At 65.7% G+C, this 18105-nt stretch carries 19 protein-coding genes; 10 read left to right on the forward strand and 9 right to left on the reverse strand.

The window, feature by feature from the left end; genetic code table 11:
- Positions 1–22 precede the first annotated feature (22 nt).
- The 6 genes from LT965_RS15810 (at position 23) to LT965_RS15835 (ending at position 5535) form a co-directional block, all read left to right on the forward strand.
- Positions 23–784 carry a geranylgeranylglyceryl/heptaprenylglyceryl phosphate synthase gene (locus LT965_RS15810; protein WP_232701821.1) on the forward strand — a complete coding sequence of 254 codons (762 nt, stop codon included), beginning with the start codon at positions 23–25 and terminating at the stop codon, positions 782–784.
- A 42-nt stretch (positions 785–826) separates the two neighbouring features.
- A complete protein-coding gene (locus LT965_RS15815) occupies positions 827–1585 on the forward strand; it encodes a hypothetical protein (protein WP_232701822.1) in 759 nt (252 codons plus the stop codon).
- A 64-nt stretch (positions 1586–1649) separates the two neighbouring features.
- A complete protein-coding gene (locus tag LT965_RS15820) occupies positions 1650–2564 on the forward strand; it encodes a DMT family transporter (RefSeq protein ID WP_232701823.1) in 915 nt (304 codons plus the stop codon).
- A 120-nt stretch (positions 2565–2684) separates the two neighbouring features.
- Positions 2685–3752, forward strand: coding sequence for a metal ABC transporter substrate-binding protein (locus LT965_RS15825; RefSeq protein WP_232701824.1), 1068 nt, complete (start codon positions 2685–2687; stop codon positions 3750–3752).
- Complete coding sequence (locus LT965_RS15830) at positions 3734–4525, forward strand: metal ABC transporter ATP-binding protein (protein ID WP_232701825.1); 792 nt, start codon at positions 3734–3736, stop codon at positions 4523–4525. The genes LT965_RS15825 and LT965_RS15830 overlap by 19 nt, the downstream gene beginning before the upstream one ends.
- Positions 4522–5535, forward strand: a complete 1014-nt coding sequence (locus LT965_RS15835; RefSeq protein WP_232701826.1) for a metal ABC transporter permease — start codon at positions 4522–4524, stop codon at positions 5533–5535. The genes LT965_RS15830 and LT965_RS15835 overlap by 4 nt, the downstream gene beginning before the upstream one ends.
- Positions 5536–5842: 307 nt before the next feature.
- Here the strand turns inward: LT965_RS15835 and LT965_RS15840 are convergent, their stop codons facing one another.
- Complete coding sequence (locus tag LT965_RS15840; RefSeq protein ID WP_232701827.1) at positions 5843–6700, reverse strand: hypothetical protein; 858 nt, start codon at positions 6698–6700, stop codon at positions 5843–5845.
- A 714-nt stretch (positions 6701–7414) separates the two neighbouring features.
- Between LT965_RS15840 and LT965_RS15845 the strand changes: the two genes are divergently transcribed.
- A complete protein-coding gene (locus LT965_RS15845) occupies positions 7415–7816 on the forward strand; it encodes a hypothetical protein (RefSeq protein ID WP_232701828.1) in 402 nt (133 codons plus the stop codon).
- A 596-nt stretch (positions 7817–8412) separates the two neighbouring features.
- On the opposite strand, the gene LT965_RS15850 is transcribed toward LT965_RS15845, so the two are convergent.
- A complete protein-coding gene (locus LT965_RS15850) occupies positions 8413–8742 on the reverse strand; it encodes a chorismate mutase (protein WP_349292036.1) in 330 nt (109 codons plus the stop codon).
- The gene (locus tag LT965_RS15855; RefSeq protein ID WP_232701830.1) at positions 8676–9530 is read right to left on the reverse strand and encodes a shikimate kinase; all 855 of its coding nucleotides are present in this window, start codon (positions 9528–9530) and stop codon (positions 8676–8678) included. Before LT965_RS15855 ends, LT965_RS15850 begins: the two co-directional genes overlap by 67 nt.
- A 108-nt stretch (positions 9531–9638) precedes the next feature.
- On the opposite strand from LT965_RS15855, the gene LT965_RS15860 reads away from it, so the two are divergent.
- Positions 9639–10067 (forward strand): DUF5796 family protein, encoded by a 429-nt coding sequence (locus LT965_RS15860; protein ID WP_232701831.1) that lies wholly within the window; start codon positions 9639–9641, stop codon positions 10065–10067.
- 10 nt (positions 10068–10077) lie between these two features.
- On the opposite strand, the gene LT965_RS16605 is transcribed toward LT965_RS15860, so the two are convergent.
- From LT965_RS16605 to LT965_RS15875, 4 genes are read right to left on the reverse strand one after another with little or no spacing between them, the layout of a single operon-like run.
- Entirely contained in the window at positions 10078–10212 is a 135-nt protein-coding gene (locus LT965_RS16605; RefSeq protein ID WP_269782703.1) for a DUF7128 family protein, read from the reverse strand.
- A gap of 22 nt (positions 10213–10234) precedes the next feature.
- On the reverse strand, positions 10235–10909 hold the full coding sequence (locus LT965_RS15865) for an ATP-binding cassette domain-containing protein (RefSeq protein WP_232701832.1): 675 nt from the start codon (positions 10907–10909) through the stop codon (positions 10235–10237).
- Positions 10909–11979, reverse strand: a complete 1071-nt coding sequence (locus LT965_RS15870; protein ID WP_232701833.1) for an ABC transporter permease — start codon at positions 11977–11979, stop codon at positions 10909–10911. Before LT965_RS15870 ends, LT965_RS15865 begins: the two co-directional genes overlap by 1 nt.
- Positions 11980–13056, reverse strand: coding sequence for a hypothetical protein (locus LT965_RS15875; protein WP_232701834.1), 1077 nt, complete (start codon positions 13054–13056; stop codon positions 11980–11982).
- Between the two features lie 135 nt (positions 13057–13191).
- Between LT965_RS15875 and LT965_RS15880 the strand changes: the two genes are divergently transcribed.
- A complete protein-coding gene (locus tag LT965_RS15880) occupies positions 13192–13626 on the forward strand; it encodes a GNAT family N-acetyltransferase (protein ID WP_232701835.1) in 435 nt (144 codons plus the stop codon).
- Between the two features lie 10 nt (positions 13627–13636).
- On the opposite strand, the gene LT965_RS15885 is transcribed toward LT965_RS15880, so the two are convergent.
- Positions 13637–16447 (reverse strand): DEAD/DEAH box helicase, encoded by a 2811-nt coding sequence (locus LT965_RS15885; RefSeq protein ID WP_232703599.1) that lies wholly within the window; start codon positions 16445–16447, stop codon positions 13637–13639.
- A gap of 111 nt (positions 16448–16558) precedes the next feature.
- Between LT965_RS15885 and LT965_RS15890 the strand changes: the two genes are divergently transcribed.
- Positions 16559–17302 carry a sugar phosphate isomerase/epimerase family protein gene (locus tag LT965_RS15890; RefSeq protein ID WP_232701836.1) on the forward strand — a complete coding sequence of 248 codons (744 nt, stop codon included), beginning with the start codon at positions 16559–16561 and terminating at the stop codon, positions 17300–17302.
- A 5-nt stretch (positions 17303–17307) separates the two neighbouring features.
- Here LT965_RS15890 and LT965_RS15895 read toward each other — a convergent pair whose 3' ends face one another.
- A complete protein-coding gene (locus tag LT965_RS15895; RefSeq protein ID WP_232701837.1) occupies positions 17308–18102 on the reverse strand; it encodes a metallophosphoesterase in 795 nt (264 codons plus the stop codon).
- Between the last annotated feature and the right edge of the window lie 3 nt (positions 18103–18105).

The raw sequence follows: 18105 nt of genomic DNA on the forward strand, positions 1-18105 counted from the left end.
TCACTCTCTCCACTCGCACACCATGTCCATCGACTGGAACGATATCACACACGTCACGAAGGTCGACCCCGCCGAGGACCTGCCGGCGAACCTCGACATCCTGGACCACACCGACCTCGTCATCGTCGGCGGGTCCGACGGCGTCACTGAGGCGAACTCCCTCGACGCCATCGAACGGATTCGGGCGGAACTGCCGGGGCTACCCGTGTTCCAGGAGCCGTACAGTTCGAGCCACGTCTCCACGGAGACCATCGACGCCGTCGACTACCTCTCGATCCCGGCGGTGTACAACGGCGACCGTGACAACTTCGTCGACAAACACGTGGAGTTCTTCACCGAGGTCGCCCGGAAACCCGCGGAGACGCTCGGCACCGGAATCCCGCTCGTCGGCGAGGTCATCGCGTCGAAGGGTCGAGAGGCCGTCCTCGAACTCTCGGAGAAGATTCTGGCCGAGGGGTACGTGGTCCAAAACCTCGACTCGAAGGCCGCCGACGAGTCGGGCGTCGACACGAAGTACACTCCGGACCAGGTGGCCGGCGCGGCACTCGCGACGGAGTCGTTCTACGACTTCCCCGTCTTCTACGTCGAGTACTCCGGCACCTACGGCGGCCCAGAGGACGTCGAAGCGGCGGCCAACTACCTCGACGAGACGGTGCTGTTCTATGGCGGCGGCATCGAGACCCACGAGCAGACAGAGGAAATACTCGCGGCCGGCGCCGACGCGGTCGTCGTCGGCGACTGCTTCCACGACGACCCCGAGCAGTTCCTCGAGACGATCCCCTGAGCGGTCAGTACACTTTTCGACGGCAGCGCCGAACCAGTAGTAATGGCCTCTCCAGTCGCCGCGACGCTCCTCGCGGGCGGACTGGCGGCGGTCCACCTCCTCGCGGGGAGACTCCGCTTCCTGCAGGCCATCCCGCGCAGTCGGACGCTCTCCCTGGCGGGCGGCGCGTCGGTCGCGTACGTCTTCGTCCACCTCCTCCCGGAGGTCACCGAGCGCCAGGCCGAACTCGCCGAGGGCGGCGAGACGGCGACCGCGCTCGTGGCGGTCGACGAACACGTCCTCTTCCTCGTCGCGCTGGTCGGATTCGCCACGTTCTACGGCCTCGAACGCCTGGCCGTCCGGTCGAAGTCCGAGGTCGACCGCCGTGCAGTCGCCGGCGAGCGAGAGACACAGACGCCCCAGGACGTGTTCTGGGTCCACATCAGTTCGTTCGCGGTGTACAACGCGCTCGTCGGCTACCTCCTGGTACACCGTGAGGAGTCCGGCACTGCGGCGCTCCTGCTGTACTTCGTGGCGATGGCGCTGCACTTCGTCGTGAACGACTACGGTCTCCGCGACCACCACCAGGAGGCGTACACGCACCGCGGTCGGTGGATACTCGCTGGAGCCGTCTTCTCCGGACTGGCAGTCGGCCTCGCCGTCGACGTCCGAGACGTCGTGCTGGGACTGCTCCTGGCGTTCCTGGCCGGTGGCGTCGTCCTCAACGTCATCAAGGAGGAACTCCCCGAGGAGCGCGAGAGTAGTTTTGGCGCGTTCGTCGCCGGCGTGGCGGGCTACACCGTCGTCCTGTTGCTCCTGTGAACGCGACGTTCGAACCGCGTTCACCACGGTTGCACTTTTTGACCGCCCTCCCGTTGGTCCGAACGTGAGTCGTCTCCGCTCTCTCGGGCTGTTCGTCCTCATTGCCGCGCTGTTCGGCGGCGCGTTCCCGGCGATCAAGGCGGGCCTGGAGTACGTCCCACCGTTGCTGTTCGCGACGCTCCGCTACCTCCTCTCCGCGGTCCTCCTCCTCGGTTACGCCGCCGCGACCACGGACGACTGGACGCCCGAGACCGCGAGCGACCGCCGCGCCGTCCTCGCCGGTGGCGTCTTCTTCATCGGGGGGACGGGGCTGCTGTTCGTCGGCCAACAGTCGACCACCAGCGGGGTGGCCGCCATCATCTACAGTTCGATTCCAATCCTGACGCCCATCGCCGCGTGGTTCCTTCTCCCCGAAGAGCGCCTCTCGCGGCGCGGACTGCTCGGCGTGCTCGTGGGTTTCGTCGGCGTCGTCATCGTCGTCCAACCCGACCCAGCGTCGCTGTTCGGCGGGGCGCTCGGCGGGCAACTGCTCGTGCTCGCCGCCGCGGCCAGCGTCACCCTCGGTACCGTGCTCGTGCGCCGGACCCACCCCTCGATGTCCATCGTGGCGATGACCGGCTGGGCGATGCTCCTCGGTTCGGCCATCCAGTACGGATTCAGCCTCGTGCTCGGCGAGTCGCTCGCAGACGTGGCGTTGCCGGTCCCGGCGCTGCTGATACTCGGCTACCTCTCCGTGTTCGCCAGCGGCATCGGGTTCGTGGTCTACTTCACGCTGCTCGAACAGTTCGGCCCCCTGGAGATCAACCTCGTCTCGTACCTCATGCCGGTCGTAGCCGTCGTGACAGGCTGGCTCCTGCTCGAGGAGTCGATAGCGGCGACCACACTCGTCGGGTTCCTGGTCGTCGTCGCCGGGTTCGTTCTGCTGAAAGAACGAGAACTCATCGCCGAACTGGCGAAGTTCCGGGGCGCGACGAGGTGAATAGCCACGAACCACCACGGCTGGAGGGACACCCGAGGAGAGGCACTGTTTTAGACTAGTCGAATTCCTCAGTTAGACCGATAGCATTAACATATTTGGGGCCACTACCATCGACTGACAATGACCAACAGGACTCGCTCGGAGACGTCTCCGTCTCTCTCCAGAAGAGACGTGCTTCTCGCCGGGTCGGGGGCCGTCGCCACGGGGCTCGCCGGCTGTCTCGGCGGGGCGACGAACCGAGCCGACCCCGGCGGTTCCGGGGACGGCCCCGTCGTCGTCGCGTCGTTCTTCAGCTTCTTCGACTTCGCCCGGAAGATTGCGGACGGGACGCCCGTCGAGGTACGCAATCTGATCCCGACCGGCCTCCACGGGCACGGCTGGGAGCCGAACGCGAGTATCACGAGAGACATCATCGAGGCCGACGCGTTCGTCCACGTCGGACCGGACTTCCAGCCCTGGGCCGACCGGGCGATACAGACGCTGAAAGACGACAACGTCGATACACAGCTCGTCAACGTCCGCGAGGGAGTCGAACTCGTCGACCTCGCCGCCAGCCTCGACCCCGAGGAGGAGGGTGTCGGCGATGGACGAGGGAAGGACCCCCACTTCTGGCTGGACCCCGACCGCGCGAAGCAGTCCGTCGACAACATCACCGAGGGACTCGTCGAACTCGCACCAGAGCACGAGTCGACCTTCCGGGAGAACGCCTCGACCTACAAGAGCGAGGTCCTCGAGCAGATCGACCGGGACTACCAGTCCATCTTCGACGCCGCCGACCGCGACGTCGTCCAGCTAGCGGCCCACAACGCGTTCCAGTACGTCGGCGCCAGGTACGGCGTCCAGATGCGTCCGCTCGTCGTCAACCTCGCCGCCAGCGGTGACGTCAAGCCCTCCGACATCACCGAGGCCAAGCGCGTCATCGACGAGAACGACATCGAGTACATCGGTGCCGGCGTGTTCGAGACGCGGAAGCCGGCCGAGCAACTCGTCGCCGAAACGGCGGTCGAAGGGTACTATCCTGTGACCCCCTACGCCGGCGTCCGCGAGGACTGGGTCGAGAACAACTGGGGGTACGAGGAGATCGCCTACCAGATCAACATGCCCACCTTCGAGGTCGTCCTCGGGAACAGACCGCCCGAAGAGGCCGGCTACGACGGGTGGAACGAGGAATGGAGGAACTTCCAGTGAACCCCGATACCGGACCCGACTCGAGGAGGACCGACGACGCGCCCATCATCGGGCTGTCGGGCGTCGACTTCGGCTACACCGCGACGCCCGTCGTCGAGGACATCTCGCTGCAGGTCGACCCCGGCGAGTATGTCGGCATTGTCGGACCGAACGGGTCGGGCAAGTCGACGCTGATGAAGCTCATGCTGGGTCTGCTCCAGCCGGACGACGGCGACGCCCGCCTGTTCGGCGAGCCCGCCCACGCGTTCGACGACGGCTCGCGCATCGGCTACGTCGCTCAACACGCCAGCGCCTCCAAGGAGATGCCAATCACCGTCCGCGAGGTCGTGAAGATGGGGCGGTTCCCCCACGTCGGCTTCCGTCGGCTCTCGGACCGCGACTGGGAGATCGTCGACCGGGCGCTGGAGACGGTCGGGATGTCGGCGTTCGCGGACCGCCGCGTGACTCAGCTCTCGGGCGGCCAGCGCCAGCGCGCGTTCATCGCCCGGGCGCTCGCCAGCGAGGCCGACCTACTCGTCCTCGACGAACCCACCGTCGGGGTCGACGTCGAGTCGGTCGACGCGTTCTACGACCTGCTCGAGTCGCTCAACGAGGAGGGGATCACGATACTCCTCATCGAACACGACCTGAGCGCCGTCACCGAGCACGCCGACCGCGTCGTCTGTCTCAACCGCGAGATCTACTTCGACGGGCCGACCGGAGCGTTCGTCGAGAGCGACGCTCTCGGCCGTGCGTTCGGCACCGCTGCGACACTCGTCGGTGATGCCGCATGACCGACGCCCTCTTCGTCGCGTTGCAGCTGGGGGCAGTGGATTCCGTTCTCACGCCCCTCTACTGGTTCCTCGACCTCTGGTACTGGCTGATGACGCAGCTCTACTACCTGACCGGCTGGGAGCTGATCAACCCCAGCTACCGCTTCATGCACCGGGCCATCCTCGTGGGGCTGTGCATCGGGGTGATGGCCCCGCTCATCGGGACGTTCCTCGTCCACCGCCAGCTCGCGCTCATCGGCGACGCGCTGGCCCACACCGCGTTCGCCGGGGTCGCCGTCGGGTTGTTCCTCAACGCAGTCCTCGATCTGGGAGTCTCTCCGTACCTGACGGCAGTGGTCGTCGCGATGATCGCGGCGTTGCTCATCGAGTTCATCTCGGAGGTGACCGACGCTTACAACGACGTCTCGATGGCCATCGTCCTCTCGACGGGGTTCGCACTCGGGACGGTGCTCATCAGCATCAACGCCGGCGGGCTCGCCGTCGGGGTCAACCAGTACCTGTTCGGGAACCTCTCCACCGTCTCTGCGGAGAACGCGGTGATCCTCCTCGTCCTGTTCGGCGTCATCGTCGCGACGGTCGCGCTCACGCGCAACCAGCTGCTCTACGTGACGTTCGACGAGACCGCAGCGGCGGTCTCCGGCATCTCGGTCTCGTGGTACAACCGCGTGATGGTAATGCTGACGGCACTCGTCGTCGTCGGCGCGATGCAGATCATGGGCGTCATCCTGGTCGCGGCGATGCTCGTCGTGCCCGTCGCGGGCGCGTCGCAGGTGTCCCGGAGCTTCACCGAGTCGCTGTTCGTCTCGGTGGCCCTCGCGGAACTGGCCGTCCTTCTGGGCATCGGGTTCGCCTACTACGGCGAGGCGACGGCAGGGGGCGTCATCGTCCTCGTCGCCGTCGCTATCTACGTGGTAACCGTCGTCGTCGGGAAGTTCCAGTCCCGAGCGGACGAGGGAGAAGCCGAGGTCGGCAGCATCAACACCGACGACGTAGAATCGCCCTCTGACTGACCGTCGTTCGAGGAGGGCAGCGCTCGACGCTCCTCACCGCTCTCGTGTTGCTCGACCTCGTTCAGGTGGCTGAGATCGATAACAGATCGCTACGAAAATAACTGGTTTGGCGGATGCAGACGCCCGAAAACAAACGATAGAGAGTGTTTGACGAGATCGCGTGAAATTGACCGTCTGGTACCGGTGGTGAAACTTTGTCGAAATCCTCAGTCGGTGAGATATCGCTTCAGTAGTGCTGAGGGTACGGCGCGTTCGCTTCTCGAACGTATGCTCGAGTAGCAATCTGCGGGGGACTTCGAGGAGGGAATTATACCCGGTATTCTCTTGGACCCTTCTCGTCCGCGTCGAGGACGAAGAGACGTTCGACCCCGACCACGATGACCAATGCGACGAAGGCCGTTCCCAGCAGTGGCGGTAGTGGTTGTTGGTACGAGCCGATCTGACCCGCTTCGTCGAGCGTCGACACGACGCCGATCAGGGCCATGAAATTGTGGAAGGCCAGGGCCCCGTAGAAGGAGTGGCCGACGAAGTATATGAGGCCCGTTCCCACGCTCACGACCGTCAGGAGGCCCACCATTTCGACCGTGTTGAAGGGAGGGCTATGGGCGAAGTGGTAGACGCCGAACAGAAGACTGGAGAGGACTAGTGCACTCCCGCTGGCGATATACCGGTTCGACCCTCGATGCCGCAGGAGCGCCCCAATGCTTCCTCCGACGACGACCCAGCACACGATAACCTCCGCGATAGAGACGGGGAGTACTTGCGCGAACACGTTCATCAATACCACGGGGTCGGTCGTAGGCGGCTGTTGGAGCGCGTAGAGGGTGAAGCCGAGAGCCCCGCCGATCAGAGCGGCGACGATAGTGCGGGGGAGAGAGCGGAACCCGAGACTCGAACGGGAGACGAAATCAGACGCGACGAATTCCCGGACGAGTAACAGGGCGAGAATTGTACCGACGAGTATGTTCACGGCGCCTGTGTACACCAACCTGTCAGTCACGGCTTCTGGGCGGAGCAGCGTCTGAATTCTACCTTCGAGTAGCCACGTAAGCGCCGTCCAGGTGGCGTACGTGCCAACTGCTATGAGCGTCTTCAGGAGCGGCGAAAGGCCTCGGAGGACTGGAAATTCTAACGCCTCTCTGGTCGACTGAACAATCGATTCCATCCGAGTATGTTCGTCCTCTGGAAGGATAGCTATTCAGTGCACGTTTCTCCGCTCCGGATGGCCTTTCGAGATGCGCAAGGAGAGACCTGTATCGCAGAACTGCTGGGCGATTCTACGTCTGCTGCGCGCGACTCATGTCTGTCGAAGAAATCGAGGACGCCGATTTTCGTGCCGAGTGAGCGGGTCCCCTCGAATAGTTTGCCAGTCGTCGCGAGGGCACGCTTGGCTTCAGTGCTGGTGGCGGCTCTGGAACAGTGTACCGTTCATCTGTCGAGGAACGAAAGAGTATCTACCGGACGAAGAATTGACTCCTCAAGCAGTGATAGAGGCCCTGAGACGACCAATTACGGCTACCTGATCTCCCGCTGCTCGGCCTCGTTCAGGTAGCTGAAATCCATAATGGATCCTTGTGAAAACAGACCTCGACTACGGATTTATTCCGCCGAATACAGGGTAGAGAGTCCATCATATCGGGTGTAGTTAAACAACCTTGTCGTATCCTATCCGTTGTTGTTAGGACAAACATGACAATTCATGGTCGTGTATCGGTGGTCAACGAGCGAATGATCATCAACGGACTAACTATCCCCAAGAATCCATGTTGATGAGCGTATTGAGTGGAGCACGACGATGTTCTGGTCGTTGGCCTATCAGCACTCCCACTTGATAGTCCCCAACAACTATACTCAGTGTTCACAAACGGCCGTATCAGAAATGGCATCAACTGCTGAAGAGACTACTATCGATCAGGAAGACCCTCCTGACTTGAACGTCGGAGAGCTGGTAAAGGGCCGACTTGAGAAGTCTTTGCCCCGGGTTCTCTGGATTCCGCTATTCTACGGGGTATATATGCCGTTAGCCGTTGTCACGGGATTCTCGTGGATTGTATTCTGGGCAGGTATGCCATGGACGGGTTTTGGAGGGATAATTACCGTTGTGGGCTTCGTCTTCGGTGTCCAAGCAGCGTATAAGGCGATAGGTCTCTTAGTTGTGTTAATCGTTGTTGCAACGGGTGTATATGGGAATCTCGAACCAGCCCAGGTCAACCGGGTTCGGGACTTTGGAGCGCGGGGTAGAACATATGCCAAGTGGTATCTCTACAACTCGATATTCTGATACCGGCTCTATCTCACCTTGCTTCGCCAGATACGGATGTCTATTCTGAAGTGTCGCGTGTATCCACAGTTTCATTAAGCATGACAATAACGGAAGCGTAGTCGGATGACAGATTCTGATTCCTCAATCGCGCGTCGTGCATTCGAGATAGCAAAGATACCAGTTCGAGGCACTGTCAAATTCGCAAAGTTCCTCGATAAAGTCGCTGATGGACTCATAAGCATAAAAGACCACTCTATCATGACCGTCACGAAAGAAGGAGTCCGTGTGATAAATGAGGCCTACGACGATGTGTTCCGCGACAAACGTGAGTAAAGTGTCGGACTAATGCGGCAATCGGCTCCCCTTGGCAGAACCGTTCCAAGATACTGATTCTAGTAATGCATCGACTGGTTGCGAGCATAACCACCTGACAGAATCGGGTTCGAATTACTTCATAGATCCCGTCCGCTACCTAAATAACCCCTCTCGATTTAGTAGCCGAAGCATCTATGCAACTGTGTTCTCGCTCATCGACCTAGAACCGAAAGCGCAACTACCGGAAGAAGGTTCCTCGCATCCAGGGGAAGTATACGCCCTGAAACGCCCAAACTCGACTACCGTCTCTCCCGCTGCTCGACCTTGTTCAACTCGATGAGCAGCCGGAAGATCGCCTTCACGAGGTTCGGGTCCACGTCGAACGCCTCGGCGTTGTGGCCCGCGCGCTCCATGACGGCCTCCTCCTGGGACTCGTCCGTGGTCGCCATGTCGCGTTCGTCTTTCACGGCTGCGATTGTCTCGGCGACGTACGTGCGCCGGGCGATGAGGTCGACGATCTCGCGGTCGATCTGTTCGATCTCCTCGCGCAGTTCCTCCAGGCTCATGTCGTCCGGGCCCCGTCTGACCGCGTCGTCGTCAGCCGGACCGTCCCCGGGTTCTCGTTCCATACAGATTTCACCTCCTTGAGTGCGTCTCGCTCCCCGACTGCGACGTAGCTCGGACCGGTCCCCGACAGTGACGCCCCGTGTGCGTGTGGGAGCGCGTCCACGATCGGGGTCGCCGGGAAGTCGAGTGCGGCGCAGAACGCCAGCCCGTTCACCGTCATGGCCGTCCCGTACTGGCCGCGTGCGGCGAGGTCCGCGACGTGCTCGGCGAGCGGCGCGATGTTCTCGCAGCGGTTCACGTCGGCGTCCGCGGAGAACGACTGCCGGGGCGGCGTCCAGACGACGGCGTTCCAGTCGACCTCCTCGCGGAACAGTAACTCGTCGACGCCGTTGTCGGTCATCGTGAGTCCACCGAGCATGCTCGCTGTCGCGTCGTCGAACGCGCCCGTCACCGTCACGCCGGTCTCGCGGGCGGCCCGCACGCCGAGCCGGGCGGCGTCGATGCGGGCGACGTCCTCGGCCCGACCGAGCGCGTCGAGCGTCGCGAGCACCGTGGCGTTCGCCGCGGCGCTCGAACTCTTCAGCCCCGAGGCCAGCGGCACCTCCGTCTCCGTCTGTACCGCGCCGCCCTCGCCGTCGCCGTACTCCGCGGTGACGAGTGAGACGCAGCGCTCGACGAGCGCGGTGTCCGCGCCGGGGTGGTCGACGACCTCGCCGGTCACGTCGTCGGTGTCCGGGTCGAGGGACACCGACGCGGTCACGTCGATGTCGATGGCGAACGCGCTCCCGACGCCGGTCGCCAGCGCGTTCAACACCGTGCCGGCGGCGGGGGCGACTGCACGGCCGTCCATGTGTGAACCTGCCACGGGTCGTACTTACGACTGGCGCTTGGGGCAACAGCCGACACGCGTCGGCCGGCAAACGGCGGGCTTTTCCTCCCGGCCCGAGAATCCGCAGGCATGAGCGCCCGCAGCGACATCGCGCCGAGCACCGTCGGCGTCGAACTCGACGAGGGCGGCGTCTACGTGGAGTACACGGACGGCCGCCGGACGTTCTACAACGGCGTCCCAGAGAAAGTCCACGGCACACTCAGGTGTCGGCCCGGCAAGGACGTCCACGTGCTCGTGACGGACCCCAGCGAGACGGAGGGCGTCCTCGTCTACGTCAACGACCTGAAGACCCACGACGACATCCTCGAGTCCTCCGGCGTCGGGCGCGTGCTACTCGACCCGGGCGAGGCGGAGGAACTGTTCCCGGGCGTGACGGTGCGCGCCGACGGCTACGCGATCGAAGTCGAGGCGGACCCGGAGGAGGCGCGCGGCCGCGTGTTCGTCTTCGAGGAGGACGAGATCGGAGAGTACTCCTACGAACTGTTCCCCGAGGAGTGACCGCGGCGGGTCACTGGAGGTAGGAGGGCGGTTCTGCGTCGCAGTTCTGCTCGTGTTGACTGGCGTCGCCCCTGTCGTCGAACATGAGGCCACACTCCTCGCAGCGGTACCAGGTCATGTCGTCCCGCTCTGTCGCCTCGACCATGGTTGAGGATGGGCGGCCAGTGCTAAAAACCGTTGCCCCGCTGGGACTGTAGCTCCGCGAGCAGGCCGTCGTACGCGCTCGCGGGGCCGGTGGACAGCCCCTCCCGGCTCCACTCCCTGCGCACGCGCCCGTCGACGAGCACCGTCAGCGTCTCGTACTCGTCGCGGAACGCCGCGAGGTTGTGCGTACACGCGAGGACGCAGTGGTCCTCGGCGTACTCCGTGGCGACGGCGACGAGACGACGACGGGTCGCCGGGTCGAGGTCGGCCAGCGGTTCGTCGAGGATGAGCGCGTCGGGGCGCTTCAGGAGCGCGAGCGCGAGGTCGAGTTTCTTCCTGAAGCCCCCCGAGAGGTCGCTGGCCGCCCGGTTGCGCTCCGGGCCGAGACGGAGCCGGGAGACGAGCGTCTGTCGCCAGGACGCCTTCGCGCCGGTCAGGGAGGCGAACACGTCGAGGTTCTCCCGGACCGTCAGTTCGGGGTAGACGTTGGGCACCTGGAAGGCGTACCCCAGCGAGTCCGGCTTCGACACGGTGCCCGAGTCCGGGCGCGTCAGCCCGGCGAACAGCCGCATCAGCGTCGTCTTCCCGGAGCCGTTCGGCCCCGCGACGCAGTGCAGTCCCTCCGCGAACTCGACGCTCACGCCTTTGAGCGCCGTCGTACCGTCGTAGCTCTTCCTGAGGTTGCGTGCTTCGAGCATCAGGCCCTCCGTTCGTACAGTTCGACCGCAGCGGCGAACGCGAGCGCCGCCACGAGGACGGCGCCGACGAGGCCGAGCAGCCAGTCGGCGTACAGTTCGACGGGATCGTCGCGCAGCACGAACCCCCGGGTCGATATCGCCGCGTAGTGCGTCGGGACGTGGCGGACCAGCCACCGGCGCGCCGGCGAGAAGAACCCGACTGGGTACGCCAGCCCCGAGAACCCGAGCACGAACAGCAGGACGAGCAGGTTCGCGATGCGCCCCCACGCTCCGAAGCCGACGAGCAACATCACCGTCGCGGCGACCAGTCCGAGCAACAGGAACGTCAACACGGTGACGACGATTGTACCGACGCCGAGGACCTGGACGCCCGCGTCCATGTACACGCTCATCAGGTCGAAGACGACGAGCGGGACGACCAGCAACACCGCGAAGAACGCGAGTTTGCTCGCGACGACGGCGTGCAGCGACGTCTCGACGCGCAGGCGGTCGAGGACGGCGGCCTCCGAGTCGAACGTGTACGGCAGGTACGCCAGTGCGACGAGCGCGACGAGCGTGAGAACGAACGTCGGCACGAGGTACGACGACAGGGAGTACTCCGTCCCGACGACTTGTCTGGTCACCTCGACGTCCCGGGGGAGTGTCCCGTCTAGCCCGTAGGCGACGATGTTCTCGATGGCCTGCGCGGGCGTCAGGTAGGGCACGACGCTGCCGTCGACGTACACGTCGAACTGCGCCGGCCCGAGCGACCCGTCGGTGAGGTTCGGCGGCACCGTGACGACGGCGTACACCTGTTCGCGGCCGAGTGCGTGCATCGCCGACGCCTCGGTCGCGAACGGCTGCGGGTCGCTGAAGACGGTCACCGCCGCCGTGGCGATGTTCATATCGTCGTCGGTCACCGCCGCGGTCTGGGGCGCGATGGCGATGGGGGCGTCCGTCGGGAGCACGTGCTGAAAGCCGAAGGTGGCGTACGCGAACACCGCGGGCAGCACGACCAGAATAGCGACCAGTGCGAGCAGCTTGTGTCGTCCCCACGTCAGCTCCTTGCCGAGCAGGGACGAGAGGTCCATCTATGCGTCGGACGAGTTGGACGCCGAGGCGCTCCCGCTGGCCGACGCGGACGCGCCAGTGTTCATCGTGTACATCGTCTCGACGAGGTCCTCGAGGTTCTCGACGCTGTCGGTGAACGAGACGGTGGTCGTGTCGCCGTTCTGGGAGACGGAGATCTTCTCGAGGGTCGTGCGGATCTCCTCGTTCCCGACGCCGGAGTACAGCGAGAGCGCGCCGTCGACGAGGTCCGCCGTACGGGAGGCGTCGTCGCTGGACTCGCTGACCATGTTGACGTTCGCGGTGACGCTGTCACCGGACGTGGAGAACGACCCGGAGACGAACCGGACGGTGTTGAACGCGCTCGTGTCTATCGGAGAGCCTTCGCCGAGTTCCTCGCTCGGAATGTCCTCCTGCGGGACGTTCATCGCGAAGCGGACGTAGCCGTCGTCCGTGTTCTCGTACGCGCTGCGGAGGTCGCCGGCGAGCGCGTCGGCGTCGCCGGCACGCACGTCGACGACGCTCTCGACGGCGGCCACGTCGCCGAGTGCGAAGGTGCCGTCACCGAGCACCGCGAGCGCGTTCTGGTTCTCGTAGCCGTACGTGTACACCGTCGTGTCGCCGTACGTCTCCTCGGTGAGTTCCGTGCCCTCGTCCTCCATCGAGGAGACGAGCTCCTCCGCGGAGAACTCCGTAGTGACGATCATGCCGGCCTGCTCGGCGTTCGTCGCCACCTGGTCACCGGACGTACCGAAGAACGTCACGTCGTTGAACTTCTCCGGGGAGAGGCCGGACTCCGCTTCGGCCTCGTCGAGCATCTCGGAGACGCTCTCGGGACCCTCGTAGTACGGGGACGTCTCGGCCTGCGTCTCGAGTGCCGTGTTGGCGAGCGAGCGCAGCGAGTCGTCGCCCACCATACCACTGGCGTCGACGTAGCCGACGAACTCGGCGTCGTTGGGCACGCTGTCGAGCTGGGCGCCGCTCCCGGCACCGTCGCCGCCGGAGTCGAGGATGCCTGTACAACCTGCCGTGACCAGCATCGCAGCCAGCGCGACGGCCAGTAACGCCTGCCGTCCGCGCAAGCGGGGACTTGCTGTCATGGCCACTTGTTTGCAACACGTCTATGAATAGCTTGTGACGTCGAGACCACCGTGGGTAACGCAGTTTCGCGACCACTGCCACCACGCCACACACCGGCGGAACTGACTTCGGCAGCGCCGTCGAGAGTCGAACCGATGCCGACCGTCCGCGACCTCGACCCCGAGGATGCACCAGCGCTGACCGCCCTCTACGGAGAGTACGAGTGGTGGGCCGACAGGACCGTTCCCGAAGTACGCGACGCGCTGGCCGAGACCGAAGTCGCCGTCGGCGTCGAAGACGACAGTGAACTGGTGGCCGCCGCTCGCGTGCTCACGGACTACCAGTACTACGCGAACGTCTTCGACGTGATCGTCGCCGCCGACCGCCGTGACGACGGCCTTGGCGAGACGCTGATGGAGGCGGTCATCGACCACCCCGACCTCCAGTCCGCGCCCGGCGTCTCGCTCCTCTGTCGAGACGGCCTCGTCCCGTTCTACGAGTCCGTCGGCTTCGAGCTGTTCGGCCCGGAGTACGAGGTTCCCGAGGGCGGCACCGAGGAATTCGTGCGGATGACCTACCAGTTCGACTGAGGGCGACCGCTCACCAGAACGCCTTCGTGCGGGCGTACTCCCGCTCTCGTTCGAGGATGTCGCGGTAGAAGTCCGCCTCGTCCTCGCGATGGCGGTTGATGACGCGGGCCGCGTTCTGCGGGCCGACGCCGCGCGCGGACAGCGCGATGACCGCCTGTTTCCCGTGGCTCTGGACGATACTCGCGTTCCGGTAGGCGCGCTCGGTCTGCTTCTCCTGTTCGTCGTCCTTCTCGTCGGCGCGCACCGCGGTCACCACCTCGTCGGCCCACGGGGACAGCGCGGCGACGCGCGTCGACCCGCAGCGGGGACACTCCGGCTGGTCGCTCACGCGACTCACCGTCGTCTCGCGCTCCCAGTCCTTGCAGTGCGTACAGAAGAGGTTCACGCGGTCGTCCTCGATGCGGTTCCGGATGGCCTGCACGACGCTCGCGTCGGCGTTCTGCGGGGTGAGTAGCTCCTGGCCGGACGACCGACCGCCGGTGCCGATGGCGGTGCGCTCGCCGACGATGTCGACGGCCAGCGCTCCGGACTGGACGGCTTCGAGGACGGCGCTCGCGCGCTCGACGTCGAGGTCCGTGTGGAACACCTCGCGGACGGCCTCGTCGTAGACTGGCGTGTCCTCGAGCGCGCCGAGCAACCGGGAGAGACCGACGCCGTCCCGGCCCTTCCAGCGCTTGAGTGCGCCGAACTTCGCGGCGACCTGCGCGAGCGTGAACTTCAGCGTGTCCGACCGTTTGAGGCTGAGTTCCAGCAGCGGTTCGACGTGGTCGGGGTCCGTCTCGCGGAGCAGGTCGACGACCTGGTTCGCACTCACTCGCGCCGGAACCTCCAGTTCGATGCGGTACGGCCCCACGTCCAGCCCCACCGAGGAGCCCGTCTGCTGGCCGAGCAGCGACGACAGCAGGCGGCCGAGTGTCTCGTTGGTCTCGTGGCCGAAGCAGGCGTTCACGCCGATGGTCCGCCCCATCTGCTCGACGACGATGCGGTCGTCGGTGGGGACCGGCGTCTCGGCCTCGACCTGCCGGCTCACCTGGTCAAGTGCCTGCTCGGCGGTGTACTGGTCGGACGGGTAGCGGGTCGTGAACTCCCGGGCCACGCCCTCCCTGGTCCCGCCGCCGGCGAACTGGTCGCCCGCCACCGCCCGCATCTCGCCGACCTCCTGGGCCACCGCGTATGGCACCGGAATCTCCTGGCCGGTCCACGACGGCACCTCTCCCGCGGGGTCCTCGATGGGCGAGACGTTGACCTCCTCTTCCTCCTCGTCGATGTTCGTGATGCGCCACATCTCGCCGCGCTGGACGAACGTCGCGCCGGGTTCGACGAAGTTCACGACGAACCGTTCGTCGAGGGTCCCGACCTGCCGTCCCGCGGCCATGTCGTAGACGTCGTACGTCTCCTCGTCGGGGATCATCGAGAGGTTCGCGTAGTAGTACTGCCACGTGCCGCCGGACTTCGAGATGGTGTCCTCCTCCTCGTCGACGTAGACGACGCGGTTCGAGTGGAGTTCCAGGGCCACCTCGCGGAACGTCGACTCGTCGAGGTCTTCGAACGGGTACGCCCGCGTGATGATCTGGTAGGCGTGGCGCGCGCTCGTCTCTCCGAAATCCATCGCGATACCGACGATCTGGTTGGCCACTGTGTCGAGGCTCCCGTGGTGGATCTGGGTCGTCTCCACCTCGCCGGCGGCCGCCCGTCGCGCTATCGCGAGCGCCTCGAACGTGTCGTCCGGGTGGCCGGTGATGACGGTGCCCTCGCTGACCTCGTCGCGGCGGTGGCCCGCGCGCCCCACGCGCTGGAGCAGGCGGGCGACCTCCCGGGGCGAGGCGTACTGCACGACGTGGTCGATGCGCCCGACGTCGATGCCGAGTTCCATCGAGGACGTGCAGAGCAGGCCGTCGAGTTCCCCGGCCTTGAACTGGTCCTCGACCTCGATGCGGGCGTCCTTCGACAGCGACCCGTGGTGGACGCCGATGTTGGCGTCCAGTTCCTTGAAGCGCGAGCCGAGCGCCTCGGCGGTCTGGCGCGTGTTCACGAAGACGAGCACGGAGTCGTGGTCCTCGACGATACGCCGGATCTCCCGGACGTGGCTCGCCATCTCGGGGCTCGTCATCAGTTCGTTGCCCATGCGCTCGTCGGCCCGCGTCACCTCCGGTTCGCGGACCGTGAAGTCCACCTTCGAGGCGACGTCCACTTCGATTATCTCGCAGCCCCGGCCACCGGTGAGGAACGCCCCGACCTCCTTCGGGTCGCCCACTGTCGCGGAGAGGCCGATGCGCTGGAAGTTCCCCGCTAACTCGACGAGTCGCTCCAGCCCGATGGAGAGCTGTGCACCCCGCTTCGCGCCCGCGAGTTCGTGGACCTCGTCGACGACGACGTGGCGCACGTCGGCGAGCCCGTTGCGCAGTTTCTCCCCGCTAAGCATCGCTTGCAGCGTCTCCGGCGTCGTCACCAGCACGTCCGGCGGGGCGTTCGCCTGCTTCGTTCGCTGGTACTGCGTGGTGTCGCCGTGGCGCACGTCGACGTCGATGTCCAGCGTCTCCCCCCACCAGTCGAGGCGCTCGCGCATGTCGCGGTTGAGCGCCCGCAGCGGCGTCACGTACAGCGCCGCGAACCCCTCCGGCGACCCCCGCTCGGCGATGCTGTTCAACACCGGGAGCATCGCCGTCTCCGTCTTCCCGGTGCCCGTCGGCGCGACGACGAGGCCGTTGCGGCCGTCGGCGAGCGCCGGAATCGCGCGGCGCTGTGGCTCCGTGGGCGTCGCGAACCCCCGCTCGGAGAGCGCCTCGCGGACCTCGGGACCCAGGTGCGAGAACGCGTCCATCCCCCGCGTCTCAGTCACTGTCCGTGGTAGGGGCGTGGCGGCCAAAAGCGCGTCGCCGGTGAAGAAACGTTCACAGAATCGCTTTCCGGGAGCGCCACGCCACTCCCACCGATGAAGGTCGGAACCACCGTCGGCCCCCACATCGGCATCGTCGAAGGCGACACCGACCCCTTCGAATTCGTGGAACCAGCTCTCAACCCCCGGGACTGCCCGGTCGACGAACTCGACGCCGAACGCCGCCGCGAGCAGATGGACGCCGCGGGCCTCGACTGCATGGTCCACCTGCCGCACTTCCCGCACCTCGCCACGACGATCACGGAGGTCGACGAGGGAATCCGCGCATACCAGGAGCGCGCACTCGACGTCGCGGAGACGCTGGGCGCGACGAAGGCCGTCGTCCACGGGAAGTCGAAGGTGGCCAACGACCAGTACCGGGAGGCGTTCGTCGAGCAGGCCGGCTGGCTCGCCGACGAAGCGGCCGAGCGCGGCGTCGAACTCGTCGTCGAGAACATGGGGTACTCGGGCGGCTTCCCGCTCGACGAACTTCCGGACGTGGTCCGGGAGGTGGGTGCGAGCGTCTGCTTCGACGTCGGCCACGCGTTCCGAGAGGGCGGACAGGACGCCGTCGAGTCGTTCCTCGCGGAGCACGGCGACCTTGTCAGCCACCTCCACGTCCACGACGCCCGCAGTCGCGGCGACGACCACATCCCGATCGGCACCGGCCAGATCGACTTCGCGCCCGTGATGGCGTGGGCGTCGGGCCGCGACGTGACCGTGGCTGTCGAACTACTCGTCGACGACTTCGCGTTCCACCGAGAGAGTGTCCGCCGCCTGCGCTCGATGACCCCCGAGTAGAACGACTACACGTGGTCGTACTGTCCGAGCCGCGTGCCGTCGAGCAGGTACAGTTGCGCGTTCGGACAGCCGTCGGGGAGGAACGGCGCGAGGAACTCCTGTCCCTCGACGTTCACCCACGTCCCGCCGGAGAGGTCGTTGAACGCCGGGAACACCGAGAGGTCGCCGTGCGCGTCGATGGTGTGGCCGTGGTACTCCTCGAACGGCGCGGCGACGAGGGGGCCACGGAGCCACGCGCGCTCGACGCGTGTGCCGCCGACGTCGTCCTCCAGGCGGACGGAGGGGTGTTCGTGACCCACGCAGACAGCCTCGGCTTCGAGCACTTCGGGACTCGGCCACGTGTGGCCGTGTGCGAACCCGACGTCGCCGAAGCGGGCGCCCTCCGGGGGCGTCACCTCGACGTCGAACTCGTCGCCGATGCCGCCGTCGTGGTTCCCGACGACGAGGGTCACCGGGACGGTGAGCGCGTCGAACAGGGCGTCGAGTTCCTCGTGCTCGGCGCCCACCGGTGTCGCGATGTCGTGGCCCAGGTCGCCGAGGAAGATGACGCGCTCGACGCGGTTCTCCTCGACGAGTCGGAGCAGGCGCTCGCGGCGCTGCGTGCTGCGACTCCGTACTTCGAGGCCCTCGCGACGGAGCGAGCGCTCGATGCCAGCGTGGTAGTCCGCGACCACGAGTGCACGCTCTCTGGACGCGTCGCTCCCCGTTCGCCCGTCCGCGGCCTCCACACTGTCGGCCGCGCGCTCACCGACGTCCGCCACGGCGGCGGGCGCGCCCGGTACTGGCTCGACGAGCGCCATCCG

The sequence above is a fragment of the Halobacterium wangiae genome, from assembly GCF_021249345.1.
Classification (GTDB): domain Archaea; phylum Halobacteriota; class Halobacteria; order Halobacteriales; family Halobacteriaceae; genus Halobacterium; species Halobacterium wangiae.